The 24412-nt window shown below is 41.6% G+C and carries 27 protein-coding genes, 3 tRNA genes and 1 pseudogene; 15 read left to right on the plus strand and 16 right to left on the minus strand.

Annotated features, from left to right (window positions below; all coding sequences use genetic code 11):
* Positions 1 to 69 precede the first annotated feature (69 nt).
* The 3 genes from glmM to GWK48_RS05960 all read left to right on the plus strand — a co-directional run bounded on the left by glmM (position 70) and on the right by GWK48_RS05960 (position 2310).
* Positions 70 to 1431 carry a phosphoglucosamine mutase gene (gene glmM, locus GWK48_RS05950; RefSeq protein ID WP_174630512.1) on the plus strand — a complete coding sequence of 454 codons (1362 nt, stop codon included), beginning with the start codon at positions 70 to 72 and terminating at the stop codon, positions 1429 to 1431.
* Entirely contained in the window at positions 1432 to 1818 is a 387-nt protein-coding gene (locus GWK48_RS05955) for a Trm112 family protein (protein ID WP_174630514.1), read from the plus strand. It begins immediately after the preceding gene.
* 72 nt (positions 1819 to 1890) lie between these two features.
* Positions 1891 to 2310: a DUF2153 domain-containing protein gene (locus GWK48_RS05960; RefSeq protein ID WP_174630516.1), complete on the plus strand. Its 420-nt coding sequence runs from the start codon at positions 1891 to 1893 to the stop codon at positions 2308 to 2310.
* A gap of 47 nt (positions 2311 to 2357) precedes the next feature.
* Here GWK48_RS05960 and GWK48_RS05965 read toward each other — a convergent pair whose 3' ends face one another.
* Together GWK48_RS05965 and GWK48_RS05970 are read right to left on the minus strand one after the other, a co-directional pair.
* Entirely contained in the window at positions 2358 to 2840 is a 483-nt protein-coding gene (locus GWK48_RS05965) for a hypothetical protein (protein WP_174630518.1), read from the minus strand.
* A 4-nt stretch (positions 2841 to 2844) separates the two neighbouring features.
* A complete protein-coding gene (locus GWK48_RS05970; protein ID WP_174630520.1) occupies positions 2845 to 3525 on the minus strand; it encodes an orotidine 5'-phosphate decarboxylase / HUMPS family protein in 681 nt (226 codons plus the stop codon).
* Positions 3526 to 3894: 369 nt separating this feature from the next.
* On the opposite strand from GWK48_RS05970, the gene pyrG reads away from it, so the two are divergent.
* Entirely contained in the window at positions 3895 to 5496 is a 1602-nt protein-coding gene (gene pyrG, locus GWK48_RS05975) for a CTP synthase (RefSeq protein ID WP_174630522.1), read from the plus strand.
* Here the strand turns inward: pyrG and GWK48_RS05980 are convergent.
* Positions 5458 to 5763 (minus strand): ArsR/SmtB family transcription factor, encoded by a 306-nt coding sequence (locus GWK48_RS05980; protein ID WP_174630524.1) that lies wholly within the window; start codon positions 5761 to 5763, stop codon positions 5458 to 5460. The genes pyrG and GWK48_RS05980 overlap by 39 nt on opposite strands.
* Before the next feature lie 108 nt (positions 5764 to 5871).
* On the opposite strand from GWK48_RS05980, the gene GWK48_RS05985 reads away from it, so the two are divergent.
* Together GWK48_RS05985 and GWK48_RS05990 are read left to right on the plus strand one after the other, a co-directional pair.
* Positions 5872 to 6135, plus strand: coding sequence for a U6 snRNA-associated Sm-like protein LSm6 (locus GWK48_RS05985; RefSeq protein ID WP_174630525.1), 264 nt, complete (start codon positions 5872 to 5874; stop codon positions 6133 to 6135).
* Between the two features lie 33 nt (positions 6136 to 6168).
* Entirely contained in the window at positions 6169 to 7386 is a 1218-nt protein-coding gene (locus GWK48_RS05990) for a methionine adenosyltransferase (RefSeq protein WP_174630527.1), read from the plus strand.
* Here GWK48_RS05990 and GWK48_RS05995 read toward each other — a convergent pair.
* From GWK48_RS05995 to GWK48_RS06005, 3 genes are all read right to left on the minus strand, one after another.
* Entirely contained in the window at positions 7378 to 9204 is a 1827-nt protein-coding gene (locus GWK48_RS05995; protein WP_174630529.1) for a DUF460 domain-containing protein, read from the minus strand. The genes GWK48_RS05990 and GWK48_RS05995 overlap by 9 nt on opposite strands.
* Positions 9201 to 10058, minus strand: a complete 858-nt coding sequence (locus GWK48_RS06000; RefSeq protein ID WP_174630531.1) for an RIO1 family regulatory kinase/ATPase domain-containing protein — start codon at positions 10056 to 10058, stop codon at positions 9201 to 9203. Before GWK48_RS06000 ends, GWK48_RS05995 begins: the two co-directional genes overlap by 4 nt.
* 211 nt (positions 10059 to 10269) lie before the next feature.
* On the minus strand, positions 10270 to 12075 hold the full coding sequence (locus GWK48_RS06005) for an Rqc2 family fibronectin-binding protein (protein WP_246263928.1): 1806 nt from the start codon (positions 12073 to 12075) through the stop codon (positions 10270 to 10272).
* A gap of 18 nt (positions 12076 to 12093) precedes the next feature.
* Here GWK48_RS06005 and GWK48_RS06010 point away from each other — a divergent pair, with 18 nt between their 5' ends.
* From GWK48_RS06010 to GWK48_RS06030, 5 genes are all read left to right on the plus strand, one after another.
* Positions 12094 to 12336 carry a hypothetical protein gene (locus tag GWK48_RS06010; RefSeq protein ID WP_174630533.1) on the plus strand — a complete coding sequence of 81 codons (243 nt, stop codon included), beginning with the start codon at positions 12094 to 12096 and terminating at the stop codon, positions 12334 to 12336.
* A gap of 11 nt (positions 12337 to 12347) precedes the next feature.
* Entirely contained in the window at positions 12348 to 12848 is a 501-nt protein-coding gene (locus tag GWK48_RS06015; RefSeq protein WP_174630535.1) for a Mut7-C RNAse domain-containing protein, read from the plus strand.
* Positions 12784 to 13452, plus strand: a complete 669-nt coding sequence (locus GWK48_RS06020; RefSeq protein WP_174630537.1) for a TIGR00296 family protein — start codon at positions 12784 to 12786, stop codon at positions 13450 to 13452. The genes GWK48_RS06015 and GWK48_RS06020 overlap by 65 nt, the downstream gene beginning before the upstream one ends.
* Before the next feature lie 110 nt (positions 13453 to 13562).
* Positions 13563 to 14255: a protein disulfide oxidoreductase gene (pdo, locus tag GWK48_RS06025; RefSeq protein ID WP_174632588.1), complete on the plus strand. Its 693-nt coding sequence runs from the start codon at positions 13563 to 13565 to the stop codon at positions 14253 to 14255.
* A gap of 54 nt (positions 14256 to 14309) precedes the next feature.
* Positions 14310 to 14987, plus strand: coding sequence for a hypothetical protein (locus tag GWK48_RS06030; RefSeq protein ID WP_174630539.1), 678 nt, complete (start codon positions 14310 to 14312; stop codon positions 14985 to 14987).
* On the opposite strand, the gene dcd is transcribed toward GWK48_RS06030, so the two are convergent.
* Complete coding sequence (dcd, locus tag GWK48_RS06035) at positions 14959 to 15489, minus strand: dCTP deaminase (protein WP_174630541.1); 531 nt, start codon at positions 15487 to 15489, stop codon at positions 14959 to 14961. The genes GWK48_RS06030 and dcd overlap by 29 nt on opposite strands.
* Positions 15490 to 15803: 314 nt before the next feature.
* Here dcd and GWK48_RS06040 point away from each other — a divergent pair, with 314 nt between their 5' ends.
* Together GWK48_RS06040 and GWK48_RS06045 are read left to right on the plus strand one after the other, a co-directional pair.
* Complete coding sequence (locus tag GWK48_RS06040; RefSeq protein WP_174630543.1) at positions 15804 to 17600, plus strand: ATP-dependent DNA ligase; 1797 nt, start codon at positions 15804 to 15806, stop codon at positions 17598 to 17600.
* A 23-nt stretch (positions 17601 to 17623) separates the two neighbouring features.
* Complete coding sequence (locus tag GWK48_RS06045; protein ID WP_174630545.1) at positions 17624 to 18607, plus strand: MBL fold metallo-hydrolase; 984 nt, start codon at positions 17624 to 17626, stop codon at positions 18605 to 18607.
* Between the two features lie 29 nt (positions 18608 to 18636).
* Here the strand turns inward: GWK48_RS06045 and GWK48_RS06050 are convergent, their stop codons facing one another.
* The 4 genes from GWK48_RS06050 to GWK48_RS06065 form a co-directional block, all read right to left on the minus strand.
* Complete coding sequence (locus GWK48_RS06050) at positions 18637 to 19140, minus strand: biotin/lipoyl-containing protein (protein ID WP_174630546.1); 504 nt, start codon at positions 19138 to 19140, stop codon at positions 18637 to 18639.
* Positions 19137 to 20669 carry an acetyl-CoA carboxylase biotin carboxylase subunit gene (locus GWK48_RS06055; protein WP_174630548.1) on the minus strand — a complete coding sequence of 511 codons (1533 nt, stop codon included), beginning with the start codon at positions 20667 to 20669 and terminating at the stop codon, positions 19137 to 19139. The genes GWK48_RS06050 and GWK48_RS06055 overlap by 4 nt, the downstream gene beginning before the upstream one ends.
* Before the next feature lie 250 nt (positions 20670 to 20919).
* Positions 20920 to 20993: transfer RNA gene (locus tag GWK48_RS06060), tRNA-Met, on the minus strand.
* Between the two features lie 236 nt (positions 20994 to 21229).
* Positions 21230 to 21415 (minus strand): hypothetical protein, encoded by a 186-nt coding sequence (locus GWK48_RS06065; RefSeq protein ID WP_174630550.1) that lies wholly within the window; start codon positions 21413 to 21415, stop codon positions 21230 to 21232.
* A 344-nt stretch (positions 21416 to 21759) separates the two neighbouring features.
* On the opposite strand from GWK48_RS06065, the gene GWK48_RS06070 reads away from it, so the two are divergent.
* Together GWK48_RS06070 and GWK48_RS06075 are read left to right on the plus strand one after the other, a co-directional pair.
* Positions 21760 to 21845, plus strand: a tRNA-Phe gene (locus GWK48_RS06070).
* Between the two features lie 119 nt (positions 21846 to 21964).
* Positions 21965 to 22040 (plus strand) — tRNA-Gly (locus tag GWK48_RS06075).
* 44 nt (positions 22041 to 22084) lie between these two features.
* Here the strand turns inward: GWK48_RS06075 and GWK48_RS06080 are convergent.
* From GWK48_RS06080 to GWK48_RS06100, 5 genes and pseudogenes are all read right to left on the minus strand, one after another.
* Positions 22085 to 22219 (minus strand): putative integrase, encoded by a 135-nt coding sequence (locus tag GWK48_RS06080; RefSeq protein WP_174632590.1) that lies wholly within the window; start codon positions 22217 to 22219, stop codon positions 22085 to 22087.
* A gap of 335 nt (positions 22220 to 22554) precedes the next feature.
* Positions 22555 to 22923, minus strand: a complete 369-nt coding sequence (locus tag GWK48_RS06085; protein ID WP_174630552.1) for a hypothetical protein — start codon at positions 22921 to 22923, stop codon at positions 22555 to 22557.
* Positions 22924 to 23174: 251 nt separating this feature from the next.
* Positions 23175 to 23432 (minus strand): hypothetical protein, encoded by a 258-nt coding sequence (locus GWK48_RS06090; protein ID WP_174630554.1) that lies wholly within the window; start codon positions 23430 to 23432, stop codon positions 23175 to 23177.
* The gene (locus GWK48_RS06095) at positions 23432 to 23683 is read right to left on the minus strand and encodes a hypothetical protein (RefSeq protein WP_174630555.1); all 252 of its coding nucleotides are present in this window, start codon (positions 23681 to 23683) and stop codon (positions 23432 to 23434) included. Before GWK48_RS06095 ends, GWK48_RS06090 begins: the two co-directional genes overlap by 1 nt.
* A gap of 504 nt (positions 23684 to 24187) precedes the next feature.
* Positions 24188 to 24319 (minus strand): annotated as a pseudogene (locus GWK48_RS06100) (integrase); the annotation flags it as partial.
* Positions 24320 to 24412 lie beyond the last annotated feature (93 nt).

The raw sequence follows: 24412 nt of genomic DNA on the forward strand, positions 1-24412 counted from the left end.
CTCTAATCGTATATGATCCTTTATGGTAATTTTTGAGACTTTTATATTACAGAATCCTAATAACTAAACATGGGCAAGCTTTTCGGTACAGACGGAGTTAGAGGTATAGTAAACCAGGAACTAACCATAGAATTAGCTCAGAGGTTAGGGAAGGCTATAGGGACGTTCTTTGGAGAAAACAGTACCTTGCTGATTGGAAGGGACGCCAGATCTGGTGGAGATATGATTATGAGAGCTGTTGAGAGCGGGTTAATATCGACTGGGGTTAAGGTATATGAGGGAGGTTTTGCCCCGACCCCTGCCCTCCAATACTCAGTTAAGACCTTAGGATATGATGGAGGGGTCATAATTACAGCGAGTCATAATCCTAGGGAACATAACGGTATAAAGGTCTTGGCTAAAGACGGTATAGAGATATCGAGAGATAAGGAGGACGTTATAGAAAGCATTTATTTCGAGAATAAGTTCAATACAGTCCCGTGGCATAGGTTAACCTTTGATGTCAAGAAGGAGGATAGAGTTATCGACACATATGTATCAGGGATAATTTCTCACGTTGACGTAGAGAAAATCAGGAGGAAAAACTTCAAGGTTCTGATAGACGGTGCCAACAGTGTGGGCTCAATATCAACTCCTATAGTTGCTAGGGAACTAGGATGTAAGGTGTTCACTTTCAACGCAAACCTAGATCCTACCTTCTCTGCGAGGAATCCTGAACCCACAATCGAATCGTTAAGCGAAACTGCTGAAGTTGCAAGGTCAATAAAGGCAGATCTATCCGTGGCTCATGATGGAGATGCAGATAGGGCTATATTCATTGATTCCATGGGAAGGGTGCAATGGGGGGATAGGAGTGGGACACTCCTAAGTCTCTGGTCTTCCAAGAAGGAAGATTTTCCAAAAAGGATATATACAGCAGTCTCAAGCTCGTCCTTGGTTCAAGAGTTCCTGTCGAACTACGGTATCGAAGTTATCTGGACTAAAGTGGGTAGTGTGGACATCGCGAGAAGGCTGTATCAAGAGAAAGGTATAGCGGGATTTGAGGAGAACGGTGGTTTCATATTCCCACTTCACCAATACGTGAGGGACGGTGCCATGAGTTTTGCCTTAATGCTAGAGATGATGGCGTTGGAAAACTCTAGTTCTGCGGAACTTTTCAACAGGTTACCTAAGTACCATCTTGTTAAGACCAAGGTTGGACTTAAGCCTAACATGGATATAAATAACGTTTATGAAAAGGTGGAGAGGGAAATCGGGAGTGGAAACCAAATAGTGAAGATAGATGGGGTCAAAGTAATAGGAAAAGATTTTTGGGCACTTGTAAGGAAGAGTGGTACAGAACCTATAATACGAATTATGGTAGAGGCTAAGGAACCCGAAGTTGCAGAAAGGTTGGCAAATCAACTTAAACAGATAGTAGGTGAAATTTAAATGAAATACAGACTTATGGACATTTTAGCTTGTCCTATATGCAAGCACTTTCACCTGGAGTTGATAGTTTTTCAAGAGAAAGAGTATCCAAAGAGAGAGGTCAAAGAGCAAATTCCTCTTTGTGAAATTTACTGTAGCTACAGGAACATGGAAGTGAAGAAGTTGGAGAACCCACCGTGTCAAGAGTGTATAAAGAAAGAGGTTGTAGAAGGGATCCTCCTATGCCCTGCATGTGGAAGATGGTACCCTATAATAGATGAAATTCCCAGGATGTTGCCAGATAAACTAAGAAAGAGAGACGATGATCTTAAGTTCCTAGAAAAATATAAAATGAAAATACCTGAGAAAGTTCTCAATGAAGGTCTACCCTACAACATCAAGGGATAAAATTGTAAGCTATGGACTAGATTAAAATGAGCTTATTAATGGCCAAACCCAATTTTACAATGGTGTAACTAAATGGAAAGCTCATTCATTGGTAATCTAGACGAGTGGATAAAGATGCAAAAGAACCTCTTATCGACAATAAAGGACATGGAGAAAAGGGAGGAAAGTGTAGAGCAGGACCGATTAGACCTTATACTGGCATCTAGGGTAGCGTTCCAGCATATGATGAGAACCTTGAAGGCGTTCGATCAGTGGCTTCAGGATCCAATGATAATTAAACATATGCCAAGAGAGATGCTGGAGGACGTTAAGAGGACTAGTTGGTCCTTACTAGAACAGTTGCTGGAACTTGATGTGAGACATACTAGCCAAGCTAAGGAGTTGATAACAAAACTCGGGAAAGAAGGAAAGCTTGATCCCCTAATATGGAGCAAACCTCCAGTCGAAGATCAGCCAACTCAGACCAGGAGAGGAACTTTCACTACTATGTGAATAAAAGTTTTTAGTTAAAATAGATTCTAAATCTTTAAATAAAGTTTTTATCTTCTTCTTCGTCCGCCCGATCTAAGCTTGAGGTTGTACTCCTGATCTATCGAAACTATCTTTGACTTTAGCTCCCCTATAACTGCGTTTGCAGTATTGATGAAGTTCTCCTCTAAGAGTTGCTTGTTTGACTGAAAGGCCTCTTCTCCATCGTTGGTAAGTTTCAGTTTCTTCGTTTGGGGATCAGACTCAATGTATCCTAAGTAAAGGAGAGATGTTACGTCTTCCTTTACAGTGGGACTGAAAAGGTTATTCCCCAGTGTGTTAAACTGATGGCCCATGTTCAAGCCCTTTTGCGAGCCTTCATAAAGAAGCGTTATGAGACCCTTCTCAGAAACTCCTTCCAATGTCTTTATAATATATAATAGTTGCAATTTTCTTTTATCTTCCTTTAAAATACTGGGGGAAATCACTTGCTTGGAGGCTGTCTTCAATTCTTTGGATTTTCCGGGCTGTCCGCCTTGAGTGGGTTGCGACATTTAATCACCGTCTTGGTATAGTAGTGTTCGATAAGATATTAACTATTTCTTCTGTCACCTTTCTGGGAGACTGACTTCTTGTTATAGCTCCTCCAACTACATAGATTGAGATCGGCAGATCCGATAGCTCAGCAATACTATTCGGTGTTAGACCACCAGCTACCGACACCAATCCACTTTTGCCTACTTCTGCTATTTCTTCCTTAAGAGAAGCTACTGTTATATTACGTTTCTTCTGTACATCTAGACCTACATGGAAACCTACTATATCCACACCTAGTCTAAATAGCTCCTTTGCTCTATCAACTGTATCCTTAACCCCTATGAGATCTGCCTGAACTATAAGCTTCAACTCCCTAGCTCTTCTAACTGCGCTCTCTATAGTAGAGTCATCCATTATTCCTAAAACTGTCATAATGTCTGCCTTACCTCTCCACGCTATTTCAACCTCTACATCTCCAGCGTCAGCAGTTTTGGTGTCTGCAAGGAGAATTTTACTGGTCTCCCTCAATTTCAGCAGACCAGCTATTCCTTGAGACTTAACTAGAGGAGTTCCTGCCTCAATTATAACGTTGTTTAAGTCTCTTGTCTGTCGTGCTATCTCATACGCTATATCTAGGTCAATGAAATCTAGCGCTATTTGAAGATGTTTCTCTCTCAGCTTGTTTAGTAAGTCTTCTCTCATCTTAACTCTCATTCAGTTTTTGGCAATAATTAAACTGACTTTCATAGGTGGAGCTGAGGTATCCACTACATGGATAATCAAAGCTCATAACTTTGATGTGGTAAAATTGCCACCTCTCTATCGCGTAGAATTTAACTGGAAGCCTGGCCTTTCTAGAGTAGAAAGATTGGTTAGAAAACTATTTTGTAGTAATAATTATACATTAAAAATCTCTGATGATCAGATTATTAGTATGAGGGAATATAGTTAGAATCTGACCTTAATTATCAGAAAGCCCTATTATAAAAAGTCTATGGAGTGTTACTCTCGGAAAGCTACATTGATTTTTTATTCTAAGTTGCTGAAACCTGATTACTGTGATTACTTAAAGTGACAAAATATATAGTGGTAACAGGTGGCGTGCTTTCTAGTGTAGGCAAGGGGACAGTCTCAGCTTCTATTGGTCTCCTTCTTAAGGAAAGGGGTTTCAGGGTAAGCATAATCAAAATAGACCCTTATCTTAACGTTGACGCGGGCACAATGAACCCGTACATGCACGGGGAAGTATTTGTTACGGAAGACGGGGCTGAAACTGATCTAGACCTAGGACATTACGAGAGGTTCCTTGATATAAACACAAGTAAGCATAACAATATAACTGCAGGCAAGGTGTACTTTGAGGTCATTAGGAAGGAAAGAGAAGGAAAGTACATGGGGCAAACTGTTCAGATCATCCCTCACGTTACTGAGGAAATAAAAAAGATGGTCACTAAGGTTGGCGAAATAGAAAAAAGTGATATTGTAATAAGTGAAATTGGAGGGACAGTTGGAGATATAGAAGGCTTACCGTTCCTAGAGGCAATGAGAGAGTTAAGACTTGATGAGGAAGAGCACAACGTAATTTTCGTTCATGTTGCGCTGGTGGAATACCTTTCAGTTACGGGTGAGCTGAAAACTAAACCCTTACAGCATAGCGTTCAAGAACTCAGGAGGATAGGAATTCAGCCTGATATAATTATAGCAAGGTCAATAGTTGAACTCGACGATGAAACTAGAAGAAAGATTGCTCTCTTCACTAACGTTAGACCGGAGTATATATTCTCGAGTTATGATGTGCAGACCCCATATGAGGTCCCCTTGATACTAGAGAAGCAGGGTTTGGGAAATAAGATTATTTATAAGCTTAATTTGAATCAGAGGAACCAAGCCTCTTTCGAGGAGTGGTCAAAGTTCGTAAATTCAGTGAAAAATAAGGAAGGGAAAAGGGTAAAAATTGCCTTAATTGGTAAGTATACAAAGCTTAAGGATAGCTACTTGAGCATCAAGGAGGCTATTTATCACGCTTCCTCGCAACTTGGCATAGTCCCTGAGCTATTGTGGGTTGAATCCACTGACCTGGAGAAGGATAGTGATGCTGGAAAGGTTCTAGAACAGGCCGAGGGGATTATCGTACTGCCAGGATTTGGATCGAGGGGAGCTGAAGGTAAAATAAGGGCGATCCATTACGCTAGGACTAATAACGTTCCCTTCCTCGGTATATGCTTCGGTCTTCAACTTGCTGTGGTAGAATTTGCTAGGAACGTGCTAGGCTTGTCAGGTGCTAATACTACTGAAGTGGATCCAAGCACCTCATTCCCAGTAGTCTCCCTTTTGGATGAGCAAAAGAAAGTAACTCAATTCGGAGGTACTATGAGACTCGGTAGTCAGAGAATTCATCTTATGAAGGACACGTTGGTCTACAGTCTCTACGGTGAAGATGTGATATATGAAAGACATAGGCACAGGTATGAGGTTAATCCTAGCTACGTTGACTCCCTACAGGCGCACGGATTAATTGTTTCTGGAGTGAGCGATAACGGCCTTGTAGAGATGATAGAATTGAAAGACCATAGATTTTTCGTTGCTACCCAGGCACATCCTGAGTTCAAAAGTAGGCCTCTCAGACCTGCACCACTATTTACCGGGTTCCTGAAGGCTATCATCGGAAAGTAGAGATATTACTATTTTTGAATATTTCGATCTTATTAATTTTTTTAGCCCCTTATTACCTTCAGTGTATCTAACCTCTACAAGCCCAGAGCTCACGAGTAAGGCTACTTGAGAACTTACATTTCCTTTAGTCATATGTAGTTCCTCGCTCAATTCAGTTATACTTTTTTCTTCGTTTGCAATCAATTTTAGTATATTCACCCTTGTCATCGAAGATAATGCCTCTGAAATTTTAATAATGTCCTCAACATCAGAGACTATCAGATCCATAAACAACACTTGCATGGAAATCCAAATTAAACGTTTAGCCTCTCTGTTTCAACGTTTCAACATTCTTTTATATCTGAAAGCATCAAGTGTTAAGGAGGAGGTTTAATCTTGCAAGCGAAAGTAGAAAATCCTTTGAAAAGTCTAAGAATGGCTACGAACAAGATAGTTCTAGTCAAATTAAAGGATGGGTCAGAATACATTGGCAAGATGGAGCAATCTGACGGGACAATGAACCTTGTACTTAGAGACTGTACGGAACTTAGGGAGGGAACAGCAGATCCCATCGCCAAGTATGGAAGAGTTCTAATTAGGGGTAGTAACGTACTATTCGTCAGTATAGACTACGAGAACGTATTGAACTCGGAGAAGTAATTTTTTAAAATTAGCAAAGAAGTTGAGGGAGACATGAAAAACATCAATATAGAATCCTTTAGGACTTTGGAACCAGATTCCTTACCAGTTGAGTTGGCTGAGAGAAAGGGTACTGGACATCCTGACTATATGGCCGATTCAGCTTCTGAGGAGGCTAGCAGAAGACTTTCACTATACTATCTCAAGACATATGGGACTATCCTTCATCACAACTTAGATAAAACCCTCCTTGTTGGTGGGCAGGCTTCTCCAAGATTCAAGGGCGGTGACGTGATACACCCAATTTACATAGTTGTCGCTGGGAGAGCTACTACAGAAGTCAGGACATCAGAAGGGACAGATAATATACCTGTGGGTACCATTATTGTTGAGAGCGTAAAGAATTGGATAAAAGAGAACTTCAGATATTTGGACGCCGAGAAGCACGTCATCGTTGACTATAAAATAGGCAAGGGATCTGCTGATCTTGTGGGGATTTTCGATAAAGGAAAGAAGTCCACTCCTTTGTCCAATGATACAAGCTTCGGCGTAGGCTTTGCACCCTATTCTAAACTTGAGGAGCTAGTTTATCAAACTGAAAGGATGCTTAACTCAAAACAGATGAAAGTAGAGCTTCCTGAGGTTGGGGAAGACGTAAAGGTTATGGGACTAAGGAAGGGTAAAGATGTAACCTTGACCATAGCTATGGCTGCCATAAGTCCACTAATAGAGGACAAGAATCATTACATTTCCGTTAAGGAACAGGTGAAGGAGAAAGTCCTGAGTCTAGCCTCAAAGGTTGCTCCTGATCTAAACGTTAAAGTCAATGTCAACACGGGAGATAGGGAAGATCAAGGGATTCTGTACTTGACCGTTACCGGGACTTCAGCTGAACACGGTGATGATGGTATGACAGGGAGAGGGAACAGGGGTATAGGGTTAATTACTCCCATGAGGCCAATGTCGCTGGAAGCCACTGCAGGTAAGAATCCTGTTAACCACGTAGGTAAACTGTATAACGTTGTTGCTAACCTTATTGCGAAGAAAGCCGCAGATCAGGTTAAGGACGTGAGGAATGTCCAAATTGAGGTCCTTGGCCAAATAGGAAGACCTATAAACGATCCCCTAATAGTTAACGTTGAAGTCGCAACTCACTCTGGATCAATTACGTCTGACACTAGAGGCGAGATATCTGGTATAGTAGACGAATATCTGGACTCGTTTGATAAGATAACCCATCTGATATTAGAAGGAAAAGTGATGTTATTTTAAACTACGCGTCCTAGAAGATCTATATTCATCTATGAGCTTCTTGAGAGAACTCTCGTCAACTTTCTTACTTATTTCCAATTCCTTTCTTAGTAACTGTAAATCCTTTATTAAACTCTCGTCCACTACGGCTATTTCGTTACTTATATACAGGGCTAGCTGATTGTTAATGGCCCACTCACCGTAGTACAATTTTCCGTCTCTAACTTCCATTCCCTTAAAACTACCCCTCACAGTTATCACTTTCCCCGAGATTAATGCCTCAATGACTTTTTCTAATGAGGAGGCCCTTTTATCGTAATTACTAAGGATCTCCCTTAATCTACTTATCTCCTTATTCTTCTGGTCTATAATGTTCTTTAATTCCTCTACTCTTCTATCCCTTTCAGTCTCCTTCCTGTAGAAAAGCTTAATCTCCTCAATTTTCCTCTCTAGCTCATACTTCTCTCCTAATACCTTCGACAAAATTCTTCTCATCTTTAGAAGTTCGTGTTTAAGAAACATGATCTCTTCGTTCAGCTTATTGCTATCCTGAATGTTCTGGTTTGTCTCCTTTAGGTCTTGAACTGAGATCTCTGGCTTTTTCGATTCAGTTATCTTCTTGTCTATTTCCTTTTCTATACACTCTGCGATAGTATTATCGTCAATTATACACCTGAAGACATTATTCTTGTCCATGTCGATACCGAACCTGTTTATTAGACCTTCCGCATGACGTAGTTTCCTTTCTACGTCTCTAAACGCCATGACTGCTGCAGCCAGTGAGTCTCTGACGTGAGGGTCGCTGATATGCATTCCGTACTTTTTAGAGATATCTTCCAAGATGGTCTGTTTCTCCTCTACAGACAGAGACTTCTCTGGTACGTGTATCCTTGATCTAAGAATAGCCCCTAACTTCCTTACTGTATCGGGAACTGGGTTTACGTCCGTCGCAATGATTACTGGGGATCCAATCTCAAGGATAAGCTCGATTAGAGATTCTCTATCTATTCCTCTTTTAGTACTCAAGAGCAGAGGATTGCCATACATATCGAGAACGGATATACCAAATTCCAGTCCAGGATCCAATCCGACTATGATGGGTCTTTGCGACGCTTTCTTACTGTCTATAAATTCAATCCTGTCTCTATATATAGGGCGTATTTCAAGGTTTACATCATGGCCGCTCATCTTTCTGACTATACCGTACAAACTTTCTCTAGGCGCATATACAATAAACATGGCACTCTCTAGGCCTGCTTTGGTTCTTCTTACCACAACATCATAGTCAAAGTTATGCCTATCTAGCTCCTCTTTAACTCTCTTAAATACCCTGAGAACTAATCCCCTTAGATGCCTCTTATATCTGTTGGAGCTCATACCTCCAGGTCCTGATCTTCGACCCTTGGAAATGATAATCTTAGTTCTATTCTCAACAAACTTAATTTTAGTACCTGCTCCTTTAAGGACTAGACTGGCAACAATATATGCGGTTCTGGACGATGTAGGCTTTCCTTGGACATCTATACCGTATTCCTTTGCAACTTCCTTAAGATCCATGAACGCCCCGTTCTTCACGTTTACTTGGATAACCTCAACGTTCTCGGGTAACAGGCTTAGAAGTGATATAATCTCCTTATCGGTACTTCCCAGTTCGTAGACATTATCCGTCCCTATGGCCGAGACCTCATATTCCCAGGCCAACCTAACTATTCTACTTCTACTTACTTCCTCTGCCTTCAGTATTATGTTCCCTGTTTCATCCATGATAACTATGGAGTATTTTGGCTGCTCGTTAGAATTTGGAGACCCCTTTTCTATGTCTATTCCCATTACTTTCATGTTTTCCCCTTTACGTAGTCTATTACCTCCTCGAAATCTCTGGATATGGAATATTTTCTATCAAAATAAGATAAAATGTTCTCCACATCGGCCTCCAAAGCTTCATTATCTCTTGTTGCTTGAGGCCAATCAATAATCATTACGTTCTGTGATTCATCTACGAGAACGTTGTAAGGACTGAGATCTCCGTGTGTGAGGCCATCGCAGTAAACCTGTGATATGCGTAAAGTAGCCAATATTTTATCTAGTACGTTCTCAGGATCCTGAACTTCCGTCCTATAAAGAGGTATGCCCTCAAAGTATTCCATTACTACAGCATTGACCGAGAAGCCTAGAGGAGACGGAACGTTGCCCATATTTCTCTTTACGCATTCCAAATTTTCGTATTCCCTTTTTGCGTTTTCTAAAGTCATTGAAATCCAGTTTCCATTATAAAACTCATCGATTTTCCGTTTGTAAGTTCTCCTCCCTATCCTGTGATACTTCACTGCTACAGTGTCGTCGCTAAAGCTGTACCCAAAGTGAACCTTACTTTCCTTCCCTTCTCCAATAACAATACCTAACCTGTTTAGTATTTTTTTAGTATAGAGGGATTTAGTAGCTACTATGTCCAGACCCGTAAAAGTGATAGAGAGTGCCTCCTCCCCCCTAATACGTGTCTTAGTGACCGCCCCTGTTTTCAGTAGTCTTAGGGAGCTAACTGCGTACTCGTTTTCAGTTAGATTGAGACTATTCTTTATGATGCTTTTGGGTATGACCTGATATTTTTCCCTTTTCTGTATTAAAAACTTCAATATTAGGTAATCTAACTTGTCCGTTACGGCTACTCTCTCTGCAAGAGTAAGAGAATTCATGATTAATTATATTACTTCTACTCAATCGGCCTATTTTTGTTTTCTTGAACCTAAACCTTTCAACACGATCACTTCTAGAACAATAGAACTTTCTTCAAAACCTCCTTTTATATTTGAAATTAAATTTTAACATTATTGGATCTAGGCTACATTGAAAATCCGAAAAATACGAAATATAACAGAAGTCATGAACTAGACAATACAGCTATTCTCATGTTTGGTCGGAAAGATTATCTTTTAGCTTGTCGCTACTGGAAGCTATACGGGACTTTCCTGGAATCAAACGAACTAAATCTTCTTGGAACACCTTGATACCTTCTAGACCAGTTTGCCTTGAAAGAATCTTTAATATTCTTTCTGCAAGCTTCTGCTGGTCATTTTCCCCAGGAGTGATGGTCACGTAAGCCTTACATCTCCTAGAAATGACGTTTATAGAGCCGGCCTCCAGGCGCAGACCTCCCTGCTCATTAATCCCAATAGCTAGCTCTAATTTCACATTTTTCAAATAATTCTTTTTGCCATATATCATAAACGAACCTTTGGGTAAATACTCTCCTGCTGGAGGCGACTTGGAGACTTGATTTCCGTAAACCCAAAAGACATCGACGCTCGCTAGCCCTAATTTCCAGGCCTTTGAATAACTAGCGGCAATGATGGCAGCATCTATTATGTCAATTTCTTGTATGTCTTTAGGATTCTTTATAATAGTAGCTGGAGCTCCTTGTATGTCTGCGTGCAAAAATATGTCATCAGGTTCCAGTAGTTTTCTGACTAAACTTTCGTTCTGATCCACGTCCCTTCCTGCTATTACAAGAAACCCATTGGTTGTAATACTCCAATGGTATTTCTCATACCATTCCTTTTTCCTCAGGGAGATTATCTTCCCCTCTTTACTCTCATTGACCATGGCCTCAAGTTCCGCTTTTTTCTTAGTCAATTGCTGAATCGTTTCCTCAGCCTTCCTAGCTTTAGCCTCTAGTTCCTTCGCCTTATCAAAGTAAATTGCGGCATTCTTTGTCACAGATAACTTGGGATTTACCTGAATCTTGTAGTTCCCAATTTGAACCTCATTTGAACCTTTGTATTTTATTTCAGCTTCTATTTGAGAGAAGTTCTCCATTAGGAGTCTCCCATAGTTACGGAACTGTTCAGCGTTGTCTCTCAGCTCTTTAATCGTTTGGTTGAGGTTAGAAATTGTAGATTCCAGCTTTTTAATTTCGCCCTCGTTCTTATCCTCAGTAATCTCGTTCCTTTCCTTATTGGTAAAGTACTCGTCCAAGGCTTCATTGAAACTCTCCTTCTTCGTACAACCTGGAAACTCTATGGGCAAGACGGTTTTCTCTAGATCAATGCACGGAGTGATTTTCCCTTCTCTAATGTCTTCTAAAACTTTTGCGACCTCAAATTTGGCCCTCTCTAAGTCTTCCAATGAGGTTACGTTCAAGGATAAGGCAGAGATTATCTCTTGTGGTACTCCTAATATTCTTGCAATAGCCCCTTTTTTTATCAACTTTTCAATTTCTTCTCTCGGTAAACCTTCTTGCTTGGGTGGAAGAACGTACATTTCACCGGGTTTCATTACCCTATCTCTAAATTCCTTATGCTCGGTCACAAACTTTATTTTGTTATCCATGTCAGTAATGACTAAAATACCTTTTGGAAGTAATTCAATGTAAATTATTGTATTGTTAGACAGTTCCATTTTAAGGATCCTTTCGTTCTCTATCACATCCACTCTCCTTATTACGCTGCCCCGAATCAGTTCCCTCAACATCCTAGCCTTGTTAGAAAGGCCTTTATTTCTTACAAAGTTGGTAAAGTGAACTCTCTTGGAAGGCTCTATTACCAGACTATGGTCCCCACTAGGACAGTGGATCACCAGGAGATAGGTATTTTCCCTATCTGTGGAGAAAATATTGTCAACTCTGCATCCCTCAAGCTTCGATCTACTTTCTACAAGCCATGCTAAAAGATCAACGTAGCTCATTGACTCTTTCTTTGTCAACTTTATAGACATGAGTACCTAGAAAGCATTGTGGACAGCGAAGATAAATTACTGATTATTCGAGGGGTTCTGGGTGGAATAGCTGGAGTATTGTCAAGCCAAGTTCCAACATTTTACGTATCAGTTCTCGTGGTAGTTTCAGCTTATCTAATATCCTTGGCTATAGGATTTCTATTCTTCAGAGGAAATAAAACTAGAACCGTACTTACCAAGGGAATTATAACTCTTGTTGTGGCATGGTTTTTAATACTGATTGTTACATACAACCTTTAGTTTATGACGCAATGGCTACTCAGAAGTTCATCGTTGATGCAATGCTCGGTAAGCTAGCTAGGTGGTTGAGAATCTTAGGCTATGATACACTCTATTATAGAGACGCTGAAGATTGGAAAATTCTAAAAAAAGCGAAAGACGAGAGGAGGATTCTCATAACTAGGGACAGAGGACTTTGCGTTAGAGCTAGGAAAAATGACGTAGACTGTTTTTTCGTAATACCTAACGAAGAAATCGAGAAAATATTGGCCGATCTCTCAAGAAAGTATAAGATATTCCTTGATGTCAATCCAGAGGCGTCTCGTTGTACTTCCTGTAATGGGATCTTGGAAAAGAAGGATAAGAATCTTTGGATATGTACTAAATGTAGAAAAGAATATTGGAAAGGAAAGCATTGGGAGACAATTACTGAGATTCTTATTAAGGCTCAAGCTCTAAAAGATTCTTATGGAACTGCTGAAGCTGGAGGATCTAAACCTACAAGTGGGAGAAAAACTGGTAATGATAGCTAAAGGAGCCATAAAAAGAAAATTAAAAATTAATGTTGAAGATAATGTAAATTCAAATGAAGAGGTTTTACAGAAATACGGAATGGCGTTTGTAACCCTCGAGACTTACCTAGGTAATAGATATGAACTTAGGGGATGTATAGGGTACGTTGAGGCAGTAGCACCTATAAGAGACGTGGTGGCGAGAGCAGCCACTGCTGCGGCTTTTTCGGATCCACGCTTCCCTCCCTTGAGGAAAGACGAAATTGATGGCATAGTGGTAGAAGTCACTGTTCTAACCAAACCAGAAGTAGTTGAGACGCAGGATAGGAAACTCCTTCCAAGTTCCATAGAGGTCGGAAAAGATGGCCTTATTGTGGAAAAGGGCATTACTCACTCTGGCCTTCTTTTACCGCAAGTTCCAAAGGAATATTGTTGGGACTCAGAAACCTTCCTGGCTGAGACCTGCCTGAAGGCTGGTTTGATGCCCGATTGTTGGCTAGACCCATCAGTAAAGGTGAAGAAGTTTCAAGGTGTCATCTTCAGGGAAACCAGGCCTGGAGGAGAGGTTGTGATGATGCAACCTGCAGATGTGAAATGCAGGGCCGAGGAGGAGGCATCAATCTGAGAAGGACTTTACTTGCGAAATTAAATTTATTCTTTCGTAATGCCACTCAATTTCTAAAGCTTATAATAAACTTTTATTTCCCCGAATCTGAGGTATAAAGAGTGATAAAAATGGAGGAAGAATATGCTGAGTTATTCACAGAGGACGTAAAAAATGCTCTGGTTGATGCCCTAAAAGATATGAAGGAACCAGTAGAGGGATATGTTTTTGTGGATTCCTCTAACACCAGTTGTCAATATTGCAACGTCACAATAAAGTTCATGGACTTCGTAAGGCAAGCGTCCCCAAAAGGGAGGGATGGAGACTATCTGTTAAAAATTAAGCTGTTTGACTTAACGAAAGATAAGGAGATGTTTGAAAAGTTCGATGTTAAAAGAGTCCCCACAGTTGCCTTCTTAAACGGGAAAATAAGGTGGAGCGGTGCACCTCTAGGTGAGGAAATTAGAGCACTTGTGGAAACAATTGTTAGACTATCTCAAAACGAAAGTGGTCTAAGCCCCGAGACAGTGAGCACTATAAGGGAGAAACTTAATGGTCAGGTCAAGGTTGAAGTAATGGTCACACCTTCGTGCCCTTACTGCCCTTACGCAGCTCTTCTAGCTCATATGGTCGCATTTGAGGCATGCAAAGCTGAGAAGTGCAACGTACTATCCGATGTGGTAGAGTCATACGAGAACCCAGACATAGCCGAGAAATACCAGGTTATGTCAGTCCCTACAGTAGCAGTTAACGAATCGGTAGAGTTCATAGGAGTTCCTCAAGAAGAGAACTTCATTAGTACTTTGCTAGAGAAGCAAAGTTAAAGCACTTTATTTACAATTAGATTTTTATGTAACGCTTAAGGACTTATTTCTTAAATGAGAAATGTTATCATAAGACTGACTGACGATGAGCTTAGAAAACTTGAGGAGGAAGCTAGAAGTGAGGGGTTTGTTCTTATCACTGATTATATAAAGTTCAAGCTCTTTGGCTCCTCCGCAATACCCACTAAGGAGCGAGGTTCTTCCACAACTAGTGTAGAGGATGCGCTTAACCCAATAACGGTCGAACTCCTCAATCTTAAGAAAAAACTAGGCGAGCTCGCAGAAAAGGTAGATATAATCGAGTCTGAATTAACTGAAAGCAAACAAAGAACACAGGTTCAAGAGTCGAGAAGAGAGTTCAGGGAAGAAAAAAGGCCTATTCAGCAAGAGCAGAAGAAGAGCGTTATGGATTACCTAAGGGAGCAAAAGGTGATGTATGAGAGAAAACTAAGAAGTATAAGGGATCCGGACTCCTTCTTTGAGAAGCTGGAGAGGAATGGAGCAAAAGTCCTATACACTCCAGAAGAAAGGATAGCAGTCGATCCTAAGTTTTATGATAGTTTTGTAAACAAGTTAAGCAAAATTGACACTTCCGATGAAACCGAAGTTCAACAACGATTATCAGCTGAAGAGCACGAGCTCTTTCAGAAGCTTAGGAAAGCAGGTAGTATATACTTTGATAATCAGAGTAAGTCATGGAAACTCACGTCCAATGCTTCGTCAAAAATTTAGCTAAAGTTACACCTCTTTGTCCCTGATATTTTCCCTTGTAGGGTTTTTCTACTGGTGTTAAAGTCTTAGCGAAAATTAGATGAAGAAATCTAGTGCCCTTCTTAACCTTAATGGGGAACCCTGAACCCATAACCTCTATAGTGAGCTGGCCTTCAAATCCTGCATCGACTATGGTCGGGGGAGCTAACAGACCTAGTCTAGCAAAACTAGATCTTATGTTAACGAAAGCCATAACGTCTTGAGGGAGTTTAATGTACTCCTCAGTAACGAGCAGAACGTGCTCATTTGGATAAATGATGAAGGAATCTCCATGTTCTACTTGGAAATATTCTGATAAATCCATACCTTCCTCGTATGGAATCTCATTTGACTTAAATCGAGCTATCTCGCCTCCTATCCTCATATCTATACCGTTCTCTCTGACGCTTTCTTCCACAAAAGGTTCTATAGAGATCCAGCCTTTCTCTAAGTAATATCTAAGATCTCTATCTCCTAAAATCATCTAGAAAATATTTGTTCTCCTTCAGTTTTTAAGTTAGCATAATCCATGTTACGGAATGGAGTTTTTTGAATCGTTCACGTGAGGTTTTAAGTTCTATCTTAGGGCACAAGTAATTAGACCTTAGTAAACACCTGCTGAAGACCTGCTAAACTCTAACTTGTCCATGAGGTTTTAAGGAGATCCGGAATCCTTTAACCTTGTTTTCCTCAGGTTATACATAGGTTAACCTAATCAGTGTAACTCTGAAACTTCACCCATCTGAGCATTTTGCTCATCATCTACCCTATTTAACCTGATTTTAAAATTAGTAATATATGAAGTTTAAGCTTATAGCTGAGTACTTTGATAAGCTAGAGAAAATAACCTCCAGAATCCAATTGACGTCACTTCTATCTGAACTCTTTTCTAAAACTGACAGGGATCTCCTTGACAAGGTTGTATATCTAATTCAGGGAAGGCTATGGCCCGACTTCACTGGCCTTCCAGAGATAGGAATGGGCGAAAAATACTTGATAAAAGCGATAGCCATGGCAACTGGTATAAAGGAAGATGAGGTCGAGAGAACCTATAAATCAATAGGTGATCTAGGTGAGGTAGCCCTTTCCTTAAAGACCAAGCATAACGAGGTGAATATTTTATCCTTCATCAAAGCCCCAGAGAAAACCAACGAGCTGGAGGTAAAGGAGGTTTATGACGATCTAGCTAAGATAGCTACGAGTATGGGAGGGGGAAGCAGAGACATTAAAATAAGGATCTTTGTTGGTCTCCTCAAGAAAGCCTCTCCCTTAGAGGCCAAGTATTTGGTCAGGTTTGTCGAGGGAAGGTTAAGGCTTGGAATCGGGGACGCTACTGTTCTTGACGCCTTAGCCATTACCTTTGGAGGGTCTGCCGACTATAGGCCTATTGTAGAGAGAGCCTATAACCTGAGAGCTGACCTTGGGAATATAGCCAGGGTTATCGCTAACGACGGAATTGAGAAGTTAAAGAACATAACCCCAATCCCAGGGATTCCAATAAGGCCAATGTTAGCAGAGAGGTTAGCAGACCCAAAGGAAATCATGGATAAGGTGAAAGGTAAAGCCCTGGTTGATTACAAGTATGATGGGGAGAGAGCTCAAATTCACAGGAGCGGAGATGATATAAAGATATTCTCTAGGAGGATGGAAAACATAACGGCGCAGTATCTAGATGTGGTAGCCTATGTGAAGGACTACGTCAAAAGCAAGGATCTTATTATTGAGGGGGAAATAGTTCCGATAGACCCTGAAAGCGGAGAAATGAGGCCTTTTCAAGAGTTAATGCACAGACGTAGAAAGAACGAAATTCATGAGGCTATTAAGGAATACCCAGTGAATTTGTTTCTCTTTGATCTAATGTATCTCGATGGAAAGGACTTCACTAACGAGCCTATTTTGAATAGAAGAAGGGCACTTGAGGAGATTTTGGAGACTAACGATAAGGTTCACATTGCGTCCCATATTATTGTCGATAATGTCACAGATCTAATGAACTATTTCTATCAAGCTATCTCAGACGGTTCGGAGGGGGTGATGGTGAAATCCATATCTGAGGAGTCCGTTTATCAGGCTGGATCAAGGGGCTGGCTATGGATAAAGCTAAAGAGAGACTATCAAAGCGAGATGGCAGACACGGTTGATCTAGTGGTAGTTGGTGCATTCTACGGTAAAGGGAAGAGGGGAGGAAAGTATAGCTCCTTACTCATGGCTGCTTACAACCCAGAAAAGGACGTCTTTGAAACTGTCTGTAAGGTCGCGTCTGGCTTTAGCGACCAAGAGTTAGAGGACATGCAGACGAAATTGGAGAGTCTCAAGAGAGCCGATAAACATCCCAGGGTTGTATCACAAATGGTGCCAGACGTGTGGATAACTCCTTCCTTAGTGGCTGAAATAATAGGAGCTGAGATTACCATATCCCCCCTCCACACTTGTTGTAAGAATGATAGGGGTGGTCTATCTATTAGATTTCCCAGGTTTTTGCGTTGGAGAGACGATAAAAGTCCTGACGATGCAACAACTAACTTAGAGATCCAGGAGATGTACTCAAAGCAGCTTAAGAAAGTTGAGGAAAAGTCTATAGATGAAAATATCTAACCATAACATCCAGTTGACAACCAATGGAAGTTCGTATTGATGACAATGGAGCCGTATTAATAGGTAGGAACTTCACGGTAGATGGCCATTGGAAGAGAAACTTCAGGATTGTGACTCATTTTCACGCTGATCACATTGGGCAGCTCAAAAGCAGTATCAAGGAATGTATGGGTATAATCTCGACACTTCCCACCTTGGAAGTTCTAGAGGCATTGGGGTATAACGTACCTGAGAATAAGAGGATCCCATTAACTTATGGAATGACAACAGATATTGATAGTGAAAAACTTACTCTGCACCGTTCCGATCACGTTTTTGGCTCAGCCCAGGTAGAGGTAGAGGGAGAAGAGGAAACAGTTGCCTACACAGGGGACTTTAAGAACCCTGGGGAAGGAACCCCCATTCTTAATCCAGATGTATTAATAATTGAATCCACTTACGGAAAACCGGAGTTCAGAAGGGAGTTTAAGCGGGAAGTGAACCAACTGTTAGCTGATTATGTTAATGACGCTTTATCCAGAGGACCAGTAAGGATGTATGGGTATCACGGAAAAATCCAGGAGGCTATGAAGGTTCTGAGGGAGATGGGAGTGATTGCCCCATTTGTAGTTGACGAGAAGATTCATAGGATTACTGAAATTGCTGTAAAACATGGTGTTAATATAAGCGACTTTTACGCTCTCCCTAAAGCTATGGAAGAAGGAATAATGAAAGATGGCTGGTATGTAGAGTTCAAGCACTTCAATAATTTTAAAAGCAGGGACAATAAATTTGCAAACTTCCTACTCAGCGGCTGGGAATTCAATTTAGCTGTGAAGAGGATAGATAAGAGCTCCTTTTCCGTATCCTTTAGCGACCACGCGGACTTTGATGATTTGGTATACTACATTGATAACTCAAAGGCTAAGGTAATAATAACAGACGGGGGGAGAGGCGGCTATTCAAGGGAGCTTGCAAAATACGTAAGTAGCGTTCTAAAAAAGAAGGCTTTCAGTCTACCGTTTTAGAGTCTTGAAATGTAACCTTAATGGTAAAATTACTTTATAACTATCAGTATATCTCCCTTCTTCACTCCCTGTCCTGGCTTTACCAGTATCTTCTGAACTAACCCACTTACTGGGGCTGATATTACAGTTTCAGATTTCATTGCCTCAACAGATAGTAATGGCTGTCCCTTGTTTACAGCGTCACCCTCCTTTACCCTTATTTGAACTATTCTCCCTTGTAAAGGCGATATAACTTCTCCCTCCTTGCCTTTTATCATCTCTTCAAGAGACTGTCCCTCCTGCGTTGGAAGCTCTGTGACCCTTTCAGCCCTGAATAATGCCTGATTGTCTAGAACGATCCAACCATTTTCTATGAAAACGTGTTTCTCCTCCCCATTTACCCTTAATATTATCTCTCCCTCTCTTCTTCCCTGCCCTACGTACTCTATTTCGAAACTGCTACTTTCAGTTTTTAGGAGGTCCTTATTATTCTTCTGATCCTGAGCAACTACGAATACGTCTCCGGTTTCCGAATGGACCCTATAAAGTTTCATCCCCACATCACCCTAGGAGTGCTCTGCATACTCAAACCGTAACTCTTCCAGCTGGAACCCGATCGGGTTTGCCCCTTTACTGGTTCAGATTTCTTCCTCAGGAGCCCCCTACTCTGCAGAACTACCGCTATTGAAGCCAGCATCTCGTCGGCATACTTCATCTTTTGCACCATACTGTCCATTTTTTGCGAAATGTAGGCAGTGCTAAACTTACCCTCTTGGAAGTCAGGATCCCTCATAATGAGCTTGTATAAGGGTATAGTGGTCTTCACGCCTCCTATCATATAGTCATTCAGAGCCCTTATTGCTGTATCAACAGCGTAGGATCTGTTCTCCCCGTATACAATAAGCTTGGATATAAGCGAATCGTAAAACGGGGGTACCCAGCTTCCAGTTGACACTCCGCTGTCCACTCTTACGCCTGGACCGGAAGGCTCCTTGTAGTAAGTGATGTAACCAGAGCTCCCACTAAAGTCGTTCACTGGGTCTTCAGAATTTATTCTAAATTCTATAGCAGCCCCTCTCGCTCTCTTATTGAGCTCCTCTTGAGTAAACGGTAAATGTTCTCCTGCAGCTAGTCTTATCTGCAACTTCACCAAATCGACCCTGAAAATTAGCTCTGTTACTGGGTGCTCAACTTGAAGTCTCTTATTCAATTCAAGGAAGTAGAACTCCCTTGTCAAATCCGAGAATACAGTTTCAAAAGTACCCAGTGTAAAGTAGTTGATAAGTTGTCCGAACTTCATTATTGGTTCAAACATTCTAGATCTTTCTTCCATGGTAATAGCGGGTGACGGCGCTTCCTCGATGAGTTTTTGGTTCCTTCTCTGAATTGTACACTCCCTTTCCCACGCTACTACATAGCTTCCGTATTTATCACCAATAAGCTGAAACTCTATATGTCTAGGGTTTACTGCAGCCTTCTCTATGTATAAATCTGATCTACCGAATGCCTGAGTTGCCAATCTCTTGTTCCTCTCCCAGACGTCCATAAGCTGATCAGGGGAGTCAACCTTTGTGATGCCCACTCCACCTCCCCCACTAGCAGCCTTCACCATAATGGGATACCCTATTCTATCAGCTATCTTTAGAGCCTCATCTATGGATCCAACAGGTCCATCTGATCCTGGGGCTATGGGAACTCCAGAGAGTTGCGCTATCCTTTTACCGTCTAGCTTATCCTTTATTTTCCTCATCACTTCAGCTGAAGGACCAATGTAAGTCATTCCGGCCTTCTCCACGGCTTCGACGAAATCAGCGTTCTCAGACAGAAAGCCATATCCTGGATGTACGGCATCAACGTGAGCCTTCTCAGCTGCGTCTATTATATGGGGTATGTTTAAGTAACTTTCTAGGGCAGGAGAGGGACCGATATAGTAAGCTTCATCTGCATACTTTACGTGAACTGCATACTTGTCAGCCTCAGAGTAAACAGCTACAGCTTTCATTCCCATTTCCTTTATTGCTTTCATAACCCTTACCGCTATCTCGCCCCTGTTCGCTACCAATACCTTTCCGAAAGGTGGCATTTTGAATCAAAGAATGTAGTTTCAAGAGTTTAAAAAACTTTTACTTTTGGAATTATACATATACGTTTAAAGAAATATTTATTAAGGTTTGTCGCCTCTTTACCACCAATAATATGATTGTTTACTAAAACTGAGTTAAGATAAGATATGCCCAAAGGGTTACAAACACTTTAAGATTAGCCTAGTACTAATCAGGAAAGCCGTGAAAATTAGATGAAATGAAAGTTAAGATCTGGAGGTAGGGGACTAATAGCGGCGCCTGGACTTGAACCAGGGACCTCAGGGTTATGAGCCCTGCGGCCTACCAGGCTGGCCTACGCCGCTGTTCTACCCTACCAAGCTTTAGTACAACTACTTATCCTTTAAATTTTTCCTAACCGTTTACCTGACATATAGATTATGCGGGTTGGATACGGTCTGGTAAAACATGTTTGTTTTCGCTCAAGCTTGGATGCGACCACCTTGCAGGAACTAAGCGACAGTTCAAATTCTCGTTATCAAGAGGTCATTCAAGTTATAGTACAATAATTAGAGAATGAGTTGTAATATCATCTTGGCGTCTATATTATCTTTGTGCAAGAGTTGAAATCATTTTCAGCTATCTTATCTGCTAACCCTCGCAATTCGGCCATAAGTTGAGTTAAATCGCCCTTCTTAATATTGGAGATAGAGATCAGAACTAGTTTATCAGAGACTATACACTCTGGTTCCTTTCCTTCATATTCGATTTCGGGAAAAAATAACAAGATAATTGAAGAAAAAGGAAAATTGGATAGCCTTCTTTGAAGACTATTAATGATCCTCCTCCCATCGTATCTATTGCTATTCCAATTGTATGCGGAGAGGCTAAGATGTATTATTTCCGTCATAACATACAGTTTAATTCCATGATTTTCCAAAGTGTCGCGAATTAGTTCAATAAACACTCTATCGTTCTTACTGATATTTACCAAAAGAGTTTCCACTGTAGGGGTCCCTGGAGACCCTAATTCACAGACACCCTAATAAGGGTACTCCTCGGGTGTCGCCGGACCCCAAATATGCATTTCAGGCAAAAGCTTTAAGTTTTAGATACTTCAATAATGAATGTGCCGCCGTAGCTCAGCCCGGGAGAGCACCCGGCTGAAGACTCCTGCAGATACCGGGTTGTCCGGGGTTCAAGTCCCCGCGGCGGCATACAAAGACTTTCTAGAAGTACGCAAGAAGATAGTTGTGGATATTCGGTCTATGATTCGCGCAGCAGCTCGTTTGGGGACCAGGTGAAATTTATAATCTCTAGATCAATTCTTTATACTGCGGCCGTAGTCCAGCCTGGATTAGGACGCTGGCCTCCCAAGCCAGAGATCCCGGGTTCAAATCCCGGCGGTCGCATGTGGGGGTACCCCACTCTTTTTCAATTTTAAACCTGATTCGACTTAGTCAACTAAGGGAGCGACGTAAGTTTCCTTTACCTCACCGTTTATCGTTTCCAATTTATAGATGTAATACTTCCCTTTAATTTGACGTATAATATAGTCGCCATATTTATATCGGGTCTTCTCTTTCGTCACTTTTACGCCCAGTATAATGGTTACCAAAACGCGTTTATATGCACTGGTAACCTGTAAAAAGTTACGGGAATCCAAGTTTAGTTGAAAGATATCGGTAATAATTCCTCGGCAGTAATAATAACAGAGAAGTTAGACTCACATACGTGCAGAATTATCAACGTCCTACCCCAGGTATACACAAACGACAGACTGCGTTATTGTGACAAAAACTCAGTCTACTCCTGGTAAACGTTGGTACTAGGGCAGAGGTAGGGATAACTGGGACGACTGGTATGAGTATTAGGAATAGCAGGCCTTTTGCATACCTGGGAAAGGAGAGAGGATTAGAAAACGGCTTATAGCTTAGACCTCTTAGCCGCTAGTATAGCCAATATGGCTAGGCCGGCAGCGAGTGGCAAAAACCACAGTTGGGCGTAGAGCGGCGGGTTGGCAACAAAGTAAGACGTATTAGAGGGCATCATGACTTCTACACTATTAGTGAGCGGCACGAAGTTAAACGTATTATTGGCCACCGTATATGGGGTAAAGTTAGATGTATTAGAGTTAACGACTTGGACGACTGTTGTACGCCCTGACGGTAGGTAGTAGATCGAAAAGAGTGGTGGTGTCTTTAGTGGTATTGGTCTATCCATTGAGTGGAGTGCAATACCACTAACTATCAGAATTATTGCTGCTGAGAGGAGGACTAGAGTTTTAACCCTCATTATTTATAAAAAACGGAATTGGCATAAGAACTTTACTCAAGGTATGCGTTGTAATCCTATTTTCGTAATAAATGTTAGCTAGTCTGCGAAACTTGTAAAAACTTCGCGGACCTATCTATATTCTCAGCCTGCCTAGTGCAAGTGGTCACAAATTACGTTTAAACCGCTCTATTGCTCTTTCGCACTCTTCTAGGTTGTCAGTGATGCAACTGTAGAAGTATACGAAACGGTCAAGTTTTCCACCTTTATCCTCAGCCGACGCGTCGGTACGCCCTCAACGCCTCTATCAGCTTTTCCGTCGCCCTCTCGCACTCCTCCTTTGTCGCCTGGCACGGCATTTGGCTTATCTCCTCCTCCATCAGCCCCTCGAAAAAAGTCCTTGTCTGCGAGTACTTCAACATTTGGCGTCTTACCCTAACGACGTCACCCTCGACCTTAACGTAGCTATCGTCACTCTCAACAGACTCGACGAAGTCGAGTATTCTTTCCCCAAATCCGTCGGTCTCCATCAGAAAGCGTTGTCAAGCTTTTCGCTAGATACTAACCCTTTGCGCTCTAGGGACTTCAACACGTTTATCATGTAAGGCTTGCCTACTTTCGCTATTTTCACAACGTCGCCAGTCTTAGGCAATACGTCCGCATTTTCGCGTTCAGCGTCCCTAACATAGTGTAAGAACTCAATGTCCCTTTCAGTGGGTCCTAAGACGTCAAACAATACCTCGTCATAGAACTCGCCCACGATGGCGTTATAAATAGTCATGTCGACTACGTTCTTAAATCTCGATTGCGTACGACTTCAATAAGTTCCTCAACTCTCAGTCGCTCCATTCAAAACTCCGATATTGTTCACGTAACCCCTCGAACTCTTTCTAAACTCCATGACCGCCCTTACAACTTCGTCGTTTATCTTTGCGTTCTAAGGGCGTTTCGCTCAATGCATACGTCACTGTCGCCTTCGCTTCGAAACTTTCGCTAACGCCCTCTCCCTAGAGCATTGCGTTTGACATTCACTCATAACTCCACGTAAGTAGTTTATGTTCTGTCTGTCGATTTGCTCTATGAACAATACTACCCGAACGCTTAAAGAAGTACAAGGAGTTTATCGTCAAGAAGGTCTGATAAAGCGTGGGAAAGACTTTTTTACCCAAAACTGCGTAAAAAGTTTTAGGGAGTGGTGGGTCAGCTGCCGGTTGGCTCTTCATGGGTCTCGGGTAACTCTGTTCATCATCCCCTGCCACTCCTACGCCTCTACGTTCGTCCTAAGTCACTCGACATATTTTTGATAGTACTGTTTCGCTATGCCAAAGAGCGAGATGTAGCGTCGCGTTAACACGCGTGTAAGTTTCCTTCCTTGAATAAAATCGATCACGTCGAAGGGTACCTGTAGTGTTGCGATCTACGCCGAAACGAACTTCTAGAAGTACTTTTGACATTTTGCGTTTATTCAACAACCGGTCGTAGAACGCCCTAACGTTACCGTCTGTCGCGT

The organism is Metallosphaera tengchongensis (assembly GCF_013343295.1).
In the GTDB taxonomy this organism is placed as follows: domain Archaea; phylum Thermoproteota; class Thermoprotei_A; order Sulfolobales; family Sulfolobaceae; genus Metallosphaera; species Metallosphaera tengchongensis.

Bases quoted from the DNA above. Each gene is read 5' to 3' on its own strand.
- glmM (WP_174630512.1), top strand. From the start codon at position 70: ATGGGCAAGCTTTTCGGTACAGACGGAGTTAGAGGTATAGTAAACCAG.
- GWK48_RS05955 (WP_174630514.1), top strand. From the start codon at position 1,432: ATGAAATACAGACTTATGGACATTTTAGCTTGTCCTATATGCAAGCAC.
- GWK48_RS05960 (WP_174630516.1), top strand. From the start codon at position 1,891: ATGGAAAGCTCATTCATTGGTAATCTAGACGAGTGGATAAAGATGCAA.
- GWK48_RS05965 (WP_174630518.1), bottom strand. From the start codon at position 2,840: ATGTCGCAACCCACTCAAGGCGGACAGCCCGGAAAATCCAAAGAATTG.
- GWK48_RS05970 (WP_174630520.1), bottom strand. From the start codon at position 3,525: ATGAGAGAAGACTTACTAAACAAGCTGAGAGAGAAACATCTTCAAATA.
- GWK48_RS05980 (WP_174630524.1), bottom strand. From the start codon at position 5,763: ATGGATCTGATAGTCTCTGATGTTGAGGACATTATTAAAATTTCAGAG.
- GWK48_RS05990 (WP_174630527.1), top strand. From the start codon at position 6,169: ATGAAAAACATCAATATAGAATCCTTTAGGACTTTGGAACCAGATTCC.
- GWK48_RS05995 (WP_174630529.1), bottom strand. From the start codon at position 9,204: ATGAAAGTAATGGGAATAGACATAGAAAAGGGGTCTCCAAATTCTAAC.
- GWK48_RS06000 (WP_174630531.1), bottom strand. From the start codon at position 10,058: ATGAATTCTCTTACTCTTGCAGAGAGAGTAGCCGTAACGGACAAGTTA.
- GWK48_RS06005 (WP_246263928.1), bottom strand. From the start codon at position 12,075: ATGTCTATAAAGTTGACAAAGAAAGAGTCAATGAGCTACGTTGATCTT.
- GWK48_RS06015 (WP_174630535.1), top strand. From the start codon at position 12,348: ATGGCTACTCAGAAGTTCATCGTTGATGCAATGCTCGGTAAGCTAGCT.
- GWK48_RS06020 (WP_174630537.1), top strand. From the start codon at position 12,784: ATGGAACTGCTGAAGCTGGAGGATCTAAACCTACAAGTGGGAGAAAAA.
- pdo (WP_174632588.1), top strand. From the start codon at position 13,563: ATGGAGGAAGAATATGCTGAGTTATTCACAGAGGACGTAAAAAATGCT.
- GWK48_RS06030 (WP_174630539.1), top strand. From the start codon at position 14,310: ATGAGAAATGTTATCATAAGACTGACTGACGATGAGCTTAGAAAACTT.
- dcd (WP_174630541.1), bottom strand. From the start codon at position 15,489: ATGATTTTAGGAGATAGAGATCTTAGATATTACTTAGAGAAAGGCTGG.
- GWK48_RS06040 (WP_174630543.1), top strand. From the start codon at position 15,804: ATGAAGTTTAAGCTTATAGCTGAGTACTTTGATAAGCTAGAGAAAATA.
- GWK48_RS06045 (WP_174630545.1), top strand. From the start codon at position 17,624: ATGGAAGTTCGTATTGATGACAATGGAGCCGTATTAATAGGTAGGAAC.
- GWK48_RS06050 (WP_174630546.1), bottom strand. From the start codon at position 19,140: ATGAAACTTTATAGGGTCCATTCGGAAACCGGAGACGTATTCGTAGTT.
- GWK48_RS06055 (WP_174630548.1), bottom strand. From the start codon at position 20,669: ATGCCACCTTTCGGAAAGGTATTGGTAGCGAACAGGGGCGAGATAGCG.
- GWK48_RS06085 (WP_174630552.1), bottom strand. From the start codon at position 22,923: ATGAGGGTTAAAACTCTAGTCCTCCTCTCAGCAGCAATAATTCTGATA.
- GWK48_RS06090 (WP_174630554.1), bottom strand. From the start codon at position 23,432: ATGGAGACCGACGGATTTGGGGAAAGAATACTCGACTTCGTCGAGTCT.
- GWK48_RS06095 (WP_174630555.1), bottom strand. From the start codon at position 23,683: ATGACTATTTATAACGCCATCGTGGGCGAGTTCTATGACGAGGTATTG.